Source organism: Nocardiopsis protaetiae (genome assembly GCF_045446735.1).
Classification (GTDB): Bacteria; Actinomycetota; Actinomycetes; order Streptosporangiales; family Streptosporangiaceae; genus Nocardiopsis; species Nocardiopsis protaetiae.
Window position 1 is genome coordinate 1 of the sequence record NZ_JBJJBV010000317.1, and the last position, 7,012, is coordinate 7,012.

At 73.7% G+C, this 7,012-nt stretch carries 7 protein-coding genes; 5 read left to right on the forward strand and 2 right to left on the reverse strand.

Features of this window, described 5'->3' with window-relative positions; all coding sequences use genetic code 11:
- The 3 genes from ACJOT3_RS30390 to ACJOT3_RS30400 form a co-directional block, all read left to right on the forward strand.
- On the forward strand, nucleotides 1–440 hold a 440-nt coding region (locus ACJOT3_RS30390; protein ID WP_406976573.1), incomplete at its 5' end, for a hypothetical protein.
- Nucleotides 441–671: 231 nt separating this feature from the next.
- The gene (locus ACJOT3_RS30395; protein ID WP_406976574.1) at nucleotides 672–1,418 is read left to right on the forward strand and encodes an SDR family oxidoreductase; all 747 of its coding nucleotides are present in this window, start codon (nucleotides 672–674) and stop codon (nucleotides 1,416–1,418) included.
- 106 nt (nucleotides 1,419–1,524) lie between these two features.
- Nucleotides 1,525–2,121 carry a TetR/AcrR family transcriptional regulator gene (locus ACJOT3_RS30400; RefSeq protein ID WP_406976575.1) on the forward strand — a complete coding sequence of 199 codons (597 nt, stop codon included), beginning with the start codon at nucleotides 1,525–1,527 and terminating at the stop codon, nucleotides 2,119–2,121.
- 96 nt (nucleotides 2,122–2,217) lie between these two features.
- Here the strand turns inward: ACJOT3_RS30400 and ACJOT3_RS30405 are convergent, their stop codons facing one another.
- Both ACJOT3_RS30405 and ACJOT3_RS30410 read right to left on the reverse strand, forming a co-directional pair.
- Complete coding sequence (locus ACJOT3_RS30405; protein ID WP_406976576.1) at nucleotides 2,218–3,528, reverse strand: FAD-binding oxidoreductase; 1,311 nt, start codon at nucleotides 3,526–3,528, stop codon at nucleotides 2,218–2,220.
- Nucleotides 3,525–4,424 carry an LLM class flavin-dependent oxidoreductase gene (locus tag ACJOT3_RS30410; protein WP_406976577.1) on the reverse strand — a complete coding sequence of 300 codons (900 nt, stop codon included), beginning with the start codon at nucleotides 4,422–4,424 and terminating at the stop codon, nucleotides 3,525–3,527. The genes ACJOT3_RS30405 and ACJOT3_RS30410 overlap by 4 nt, the downstream gene beginning before the upstream one ends.
- 66 nt (nucleotides 4,425–4,490) lie before the next feature.
- Here ACJOT3_RS30410 and ACJOT3_RS30415 point away from each other — a divergent pair, with 66 nt between their 5' ends.
- Both ACJOT3_RS30415 and ACJOT3_RS30420 read left to right on the forward strand, forming a co-directional pair.
- Complete coding sequence (locus ACJOT3_RS30415) at nucleotides 4,491–4,865, forward strand: winged helix-turn-helix transcriptional regulator (RefSeq protein ID WP_406976578.1); 375 nt, start codon at nucleotides 4,491–4,493, stop codon at nucleotides 4,863–4,865.
- A gap of 335 nt (nucleotides 4,866–5,200) precedes the next feature.
- Nucleotides 5,201–6,991, forward strand: coding sequence for a TIGR03767 family metallophosphoesterase (locus ACJOT3_RS30420; protein WP_406976579.1), 1,791 nt, complete (start codon nucleotides 5,201–5,203; stop codon nucleotides 6,989–6,991).
- The last annotated feature ends 21 nt before the right edge of the window (nucleotides 6,992–7,012 follow it).

Sequence of the window (7,012 nt, forward strand, 5' to 3'; positions counted from 1 at the left end):
CGGACGACGGCGGGCCCGGGGAGGCCGCGAAGGTCGTGGTCGTCCGGGACCGGGCGGGGATCCAGGCGTGGGCGCGGGCCCGGGGCGCCGAAGTCCGCCAGGTGGACGAGGACTGGGAGTCCATCACCTACGAGGCGGAGGCGGTGGACCGGGCCGGGGTGCGGACCCGCTGCCGGTACCGCTACCCGATCCCCCGGTCGGCGGCGCTGCGCCGGCTGGCCCGCACCTATGTGGTGGGGATGGTGCACGACGTGGGGCGGGCGCGCTGCCACCACGTGCGCCGGGTGATCCCGGTGGGCACGACCGAGGCCGAGCTGCGCCGCAACGCCGTCCTCGTCGCCTCGGCCCTGATCGACCTGCAACGCCATGGGCGCTGCGGCGCCAGTGTGGTCACGCTGACCGTGTACATGGTGGTGTCGGCCCTGGAGTGGGAGGGCTGACCCGCCCATCACGCCCCCGGGCCACCGCGGCCCCGGCCCCCCACCCCTCGCACCCCCGGGCCCCGCAACGGACACCGCTGGCATGACGTAGGTCACCCGCGTCCGATCATCGACCCGTGCTAGGTTCCCTTATTGGAACGAACGGTTCAAAACAGACTCCCGCGTTCCCGGCCCTGCCCCGCCTCCCCTGACACCCCCGACACCCCCACAACGGATCGGAAGACCCACGACATGAGCAACGTCCTCGACGGCAAGCGCGCCCTGGTGACCGGAGGCGGCCGCGGCATCGGTGCGGCCATCGCCCTGCGACTGGCCCACGACGGGGCGACGGTGGCGATCGGCTACCACTCCGACCGGCGGGCGGCCCAGGCGACGGCCGCCCTCATCGGCGAGCGCACCGGCACCAAGGCCGTGATCGTCCGGGCCGACACCGGCCGGGCCGAGGAGGCCGAACGCCTGGTCACCGAGACCGTCGAACTCCTGGGCGGCCTCGACATCCTGGTCAACAACGCGGGCGTCATCACGGCCGCCCCCATCGGGGACCTGGACCCCGAGGCGGTGAGCCGGGTGCTCGACGTCAACGTGCGCGGCCCCCTGCTCGTCGCCCGCGCCGCCGCCCGGCACCTGGGCGAGGGCGGTCGGATCGTCAACATCGGCTCCTCCCTGGGCGAGCGGGTGCCCTCCCCCGGTCTGGCCGCCTACGCCGCCTCCAAGGCCGCGATCACCGGGCTGACCAAGGCCCTGGCCCGCGACCTGGGCCCCCGCGGCATCACGGTGAACGAGGTGGCCCCCGGATCCACCGACACCGACATGAACCCCCAGGACGGGCCGGGCGCCGAGGCGCAGAGGCAGGGAATCGCGCTGGGGCGCTTCGGGGTGGCCGAGGAGATCGCCGCGGCCGTCGCCCACCTGGCCTCGCCCACGGCGGGGTTCACCACGGGCACCCGCCTGGGCGTGGACGGCGGGGCCAACGCCTGACCCCGGCCCCGCCCGCCCTTCCTCCCCGCCTCCCCCTCTTCCCCTCCTCCCCGGCCCGCGCCCCGGTTCTGGTCCGAACGTTCCACAAGCCGGTACCGTGGCGTTCATGGGAAGACCGCGGGGATTCGACGAGGAGCAGGTGGTCAGGGCCGCCCGCGACGTGTTCTGGGCGAAGGGGTTCGACGCGGCCTCCACGGCCGACCTGTGCGCGGCCACCGGGTTGAACCGCAGCAGCCTGTACAACACGTTCCGGTCCAAGGAGCACCTGTTCCGCAGGTCCCTGGTCGACTACATCACGGCCTCGACGGACGCCCTGGTGGAGATCCTGGACGACGACCGGCGCGAGGGCCTGGACCGCGTCCGGGCCCTGCTCGCGAAGATCGTCGACGACACGGTGCGGATCGAGGAGCAGGGGCCCGGCTCCGGTTGCTTCGTGGTCAACACGACCACGTCGATCGCCGCGCACGACCCGGCGGTCGCCGAGATCCTCGGCGCCGACCGGGACCGGCGGCTGGCGGCGCTGCGCACGGCCGTCCTGGCGGGCCGCGCCGACGGGTCGGTCCACCCGGACCGCGACCCCGAGGCGAGCGCGTGGTACGTCGTCTCGGTGATCTCCGGGATCCGGGTGGCGGGGCAGTCCGGCGCCGGGCACGCGGTGCTGAAGGCCGTCGCGGAGACCGCGGTCGAGGCCCTGCGGGCCTGAACCCGGACCCCGCCGCGCCCCGGGGCACCGGCACCCCTGGGCACCGCCCCCGCACCCCCGGCCACCCCCGTGCCCTGGCCGTCCCCGCACCCCCGGCTACACGTCGTCGATCCGGCGCAGCAGCCCGTCGGGGTCGTAGCGGCGGCGCAGCTCCAGCACCCGGTCCCCGACCGCCCCGGGGTAGGCCCGACGGAAGGCCGCCCGGTCGGGGACCGAGTCGAAGTTGCGGTAGGCGCCGTCGGAGTACCGGCGCACCTCCTTGACCGCCGCCGCCAGTTCCTCCGGACCCGCGGGCGGGAAGGCGCTGAAGATCGCCAGCACCTGCTGGTGCCGGTGGGAGTAGGCGGTCTCCTCCGGGTCGACGTCGTTGACCGCCCCGCCCATCGACCGCAGCTGCACCAGCGGCCCGTACGGGCGGTTCGCCACGTCCATGATCGCGCGAGCGCTGTCGGCGGTGAGCGTCGGGAAGAGCCCGTTGGTGGAGTGGGACGGCTGCTGCCCGACGTTGGGGTGCAGGTGCCCGCGCGGGACCAGGGCGGTGTACGGTCCCAGGTTCGCCTCGACCCCCAGGGGGCGTCCCAGCCGGGTGAGCGGTTCCACCAGGGCGCGGACCCGGTCGGGGTCGTCCGTGGCGGCCACCGCGGTCATCTGCAGGACGGACCGGCCGCCCTCGGAGAAGAGGATCGCGTTGGCCGTCAGCTCCCGCGGAGCCTCGGTCATATGCTCCGACCAGCGGCGCAGCGTGGCGCCCGCCCGGTCCGCCTCCACCGCCACCTGGGCGATACCGATGTTCCCCACAGGCTTGGCGGCGATCTCGAACCCCGTCACCACGCCCACGCCGTCCCCGGCACCGCGCACCGCCCAGAACAAGTCGGGGTCGTGCTCGGCGTCGGTGCGGGTGATCGTGCCGTCGGGCAGGACGACATGGGCGGCGCGGACGTTGTCGATGGTCAGGCCGTGGGCGCGGGTGAGCCAGCCGACCCCGCCCGCGGTGGCCAGCCCGCCGACTCCCACGTTGCCGTGGTCGCCGGAGCTGATGGCCAGCCCGCGCGGGGCGAGCTTTGCGGCGACCTGCGCCCAGCGGGCGCCGGGGCCGATCCGGGTCAGGCCGCTCCCCGGGTCCAGGACCTCGATGTCCGCCAGCGCGGACAGGTCGACGACGATCCCGCCGTCGTTGGACGAGCGCCCGCTCAGACCGTGTCCGCCGCTGCGGACCGACAGTGCCGCGTCCGCGTCCGCGGCGTACCGGAGCGCGTCGGCGACCTCGGCCTCGGTGCGCGGGCGCAGGACCAGGGCGGGCGAGGCCGGTGTGGTGTAGGTGGACCGCAACAGCCGGTAGTCCCGGTCGCCGGGCCGGGTGGCCCGGTCGCGCAGGGAGGCGGGCAGGGCGGGGAGTGCGGTGCTCATGAACGGTTCCTCTTCTCCGCGACGCGGTCGCGGACGGCGGGCACGATCTCGGAGGTGAACAGCTTCAGCTGGCCGGGCGCGTCGGTCAGGGGCCAGAAGACGAAGGTGTCGAAGCCCAGGTCGGTCGCCCAGGAGGCGAGGGTGTCGACCCAGGTGTCCACCGGGCCGACCAGCCCCTGTCCTCCGCGGAAGGACCCGATCGCGCCGATGACGTTGTAGACGCGGCGGACCTCGGCCGGGTCCCGGCCCGCCTCGCGGGCGGCGGCGTCGATGATCGCCTGCTTCTGCGGGACCTCTTCGGGTGCGACGTAGATGTTGAGCGGACTGATCCAGCCGTCGGCCGACCGCCCGGTCACCCCGAGCATCTTGGGTTTTTGGGCGCCGACCCAGACGGGGATCGGCTCGGGCGGGACGGGTCCGGCCTGGTAGCCGGCGATGCGGTGCCGTTCGGTGTCGGCGCGGATCACACCGCCGCGCAGGGCGGCGCGCATGATGCGGACCGCCTCCTCGCTGAACTCGACCATCTCCTTGCCGCTGCGCGGCAGGCCGCCCATCGCCGCGACCCCCTGGGCGCTGGCGCCGCCGCCGACGCCGAGCCGTACGCGTCCGCCGACCATGGTGGCCAGGGAGGCGGCGGCCTTGGCCAGGATCGTGGGCGGCCGCAGCTGGAGGTCGATGACGTCGGACATGACGGCGATGTCCTCGGTGCGGGCCGCGAGCTGGCCCATCATCGTCCAGACGTCGAGGTAGCCCGGTTGGTAGGGGTGGTCCTGGACGGCCAGGTACTCCAGCCCGGCGGCGTCGGCCTGGCGGGCCAGGTCCAGGGAGGCCGCGAAATCGTCGGCGGTGGGGTCGATGCTGACCCCGAATTCCAAGGGGTGTCCGTAATCGCTCATGTCTTCATGGTGCGCCCCCGGACAGGTCCTTGCAAACGCAACATTAGGAGCTTATTATTGGTAAGTATGCAGCACAGAGACCACAGACCTCAGCCTCCGATCCTCAACGAAGAAGAGTGCCGCGGCTTCCAGGGCGCCATCGAGCTCGTGGGGCGCCGCTGGAGCGGGGCGATCCTGCTGGCGCTCTCCCGGGGCGCCTCGCGCTTCGGGCAGATCATCGCCTCCGTGGACGGCCTCTCCGACCGACTGCTCTCCCAGCGGCTCAAGGAACTGGAGGCCGCCGGGATCGTGATCCGCACCATCGTGCCGACCACACCGGCGCACTCGCTGTACTCGCTCTCGCCGCGCGGGCGGGAACTGATGGCCGCGCTCCAGCCCCTCGTGGAGTGGGGGGTGGCGGAGCTGCGGGAGAGCACATCCCGGGAGGACGCGACCCGCTGACGGCGCCTTCGGCCGAAGACGGGATGGCCGCATCCGGCCAGATATGAAAAACCCTCACCTTTATGACGGTTCATCGAGGCCGCCGCGAACACTCCGCCGCCGGTTTCCGACACCGCGGTGACCGGCGGGAACACACACGTCGTCGACACGCGGTCACCGAGCGTTCCCGGCCCGTGGCCGAACCCGGAATCGTACCCACCCGCCCCGCACCCCTCCCCCACGGGGGTGCGGACCCCCGCCCGCGCCCCCGTTGCCATCGGCCCGGTCCCGGTCTTCAATGACCACGCCCCGTCCCCCGCAAGGCCCACCCCCCGGGCCGAAAGGACACCGCGCCCATGGCCTCCCTCGACCGCCGCCGCTTCCTGCTGGGGAGCACCCTCCTGGGGACCACCGCCGGCCTCGGCCTGATCGCCCCGCCCGCCACCCCCGCGCACGCCCTCGACGCCGCCGCCCTCGACCGCCTCGTCCGCCGGAGCCTGGCCCGGGCCGCGGCCCCTGAGGGCACCACCCTGGTCCAGGCCGCCATGGCCGCCGGCGACGGCTACCGCCGCCTGTCCGCCGGGCCCGGCTGGCCGTTGGAGGTCCGCGAGGACCTCGTCCCCGCCCAGGCCGGCCGCGACGACCGGCGCACCCCGCTGGCCGCGTTCGTCCAGCTCACCGACCTGCACATCGTGGACGCCCAGAGCCCGGTCCGCTTCGAGTACACCCACCCGCTGCTGGGTTCCGGCGCCCACCGCCCGCAGGAGACCCTGTCCACCGTCGGCGCCTCCGCGCTGGTCTCCCGGGTGAACTCCCTGCGGGTCGGGCCGATCACCGGACGCCCCTTCGACTTCGTCATGACCACCGGCGACAACACCGACAACCACGAGCGGATCGAACTCGACTGGCTCATGGCCGTGTTCAACGGCGGCGACCTCGTCCCCGACACCGGCGACCCGGCCCGCTACGAGGGCGTCCAGGACTGCGGCTCCCCGCTCTACTGGCACCCCGAACGCGACCTCGCCGACCGCTACAAGACCGACCACGGCTTCCCCGCGCTGCCGGGGTTCCTGGCCGCCGCCCGGACCGGCTTCCGTGCCCCGGGCCTGGACGTCCCCTGGTACTGCACCATCGGCAACCACGACGACACCCCGTCGGGCTCGCTGCCCGCCGGGACCCTCACCGAATGCTTCACCGGCGACCGCAAGATCATGTACACCGACGACCGGGCCGCCGCCCGCGCCGCCGAGGCCATGACCGAGGCCGACAACGTCGGCGACCTGCCCGCCGTCGTCGAGGGACTGGCCGAGCCCGGGGCGGCGACCGCGGCCGGGTCGATCATCTCCACCGTCACCGCCGACGAGCGCCGCGCCCCCTTCGACACCGCCGGGTTCGTCGCCGCCCACCGCGCCGAGGCCAACACCGGCCCCGGGCCGGTCGGCCACGGTTTCACCGAGGCGAACGACGGCGGCGTGGACTGCTTCTACACGTTCGCGATCGCCGAGGGCGTCACCGGGATCAGCCTCGACACCACCACGCTCGCCGGGCTGGCCAACGGCTCGATCGGGCACACCCAGTACCGCTGGTTGGAGAACACCCTGCGCGCGGGCAGCCCGGTCTACTACGACCTCCTCGGGCGGCGGCGCTCCCAGCAGGTGACCGGCGAGCTGTTCGTACTGTTCAGCCACCACACCAGCGACACCATGGACAACCCGCTGCCGGACCGGCGCCGCCCCGCCGAGCTGCGCTACACGGGCGGGGTGCTGGTGTCGCTGCTCAAGCGGTACCCCAACGTCCTGGCCTGGGTGAACGGGCACACCCACCGCAACACCGTGCGGGCGCACACCGCCGACCGCCCCGAGTGCGGGTTCTGGGAGATCAACACCGCCTCGCACATCGACCACCCGCAGCTGGCCCGCTGCATCGAGATCGTGGACAACGCCGACGGCACGGTGTCGCTGTTCACCACGCTCATCGAGGCGGACAGCCCCTACCGGGTGGAGCACGGCGACTTCTCGGCGGACGGCCTGGCCTCGCTGTACCGGGAGTTGTCGGTCAACGACCCCTACGCCGACGGCGCGAACCTGGGCTCGGCCCGCGACCGCAACGTCGAACTCCTCGTGCCCGCCGTCCCCCCGACCCGCTAGCCCCCGACCGGCGGTTCCCGG

What these genes read in the sequence shown, in the direction of transcription:
- ACJOT3_RS30410 (WP_406976577.1), bottom strand. Translation starts at nt 4,424, where the DNA reads ATGAGCGATTACGGACACCCCTTGGAATTCGGGGTCAGCATCGACCCC.
- ACJOT3_RS30400 (WP_406976575.1), top strand. Translation starts at nt 1,525, where the DNA reads ATGGGAAGACCGCGGGGATTCGACGAGGAGCAGGTGGTCAGGGCCGCC.
- ACJOT3_RS30415 (WP_406976578.1), top strand. Translation starts at nt 4,491, where the DNA reads ATGCAGCACAGAGACCACAGACCTCAGCCTCCGATCCTCAACGAAGAA.
- ACJOT3_RS30395 (WP_406976574.1), top strand. Translation starts at nt 672, where the DNA reads ATGAGCAACGTCCTCGACGGCAAGCGCGCCCTGGTGACCGGAGGCGGC.
- ACJOT3_RS30405 (WP_406976576.1), bottom strand. Translation starts at nt 3,528, where the DNA reads ATGAGCACCGCACTCCCCGCCCTGCCCGCCTCCCTGCGCGACCGGGCC.
- ACJOT3_RS30420 (WP_406976579.1), top strand. Translation starts at nt 5,201, where the DNA reads ATGGCCTCCCTCGACCGCCGCCGCTTCCTGCTGGGGAGCACCCTCCTG.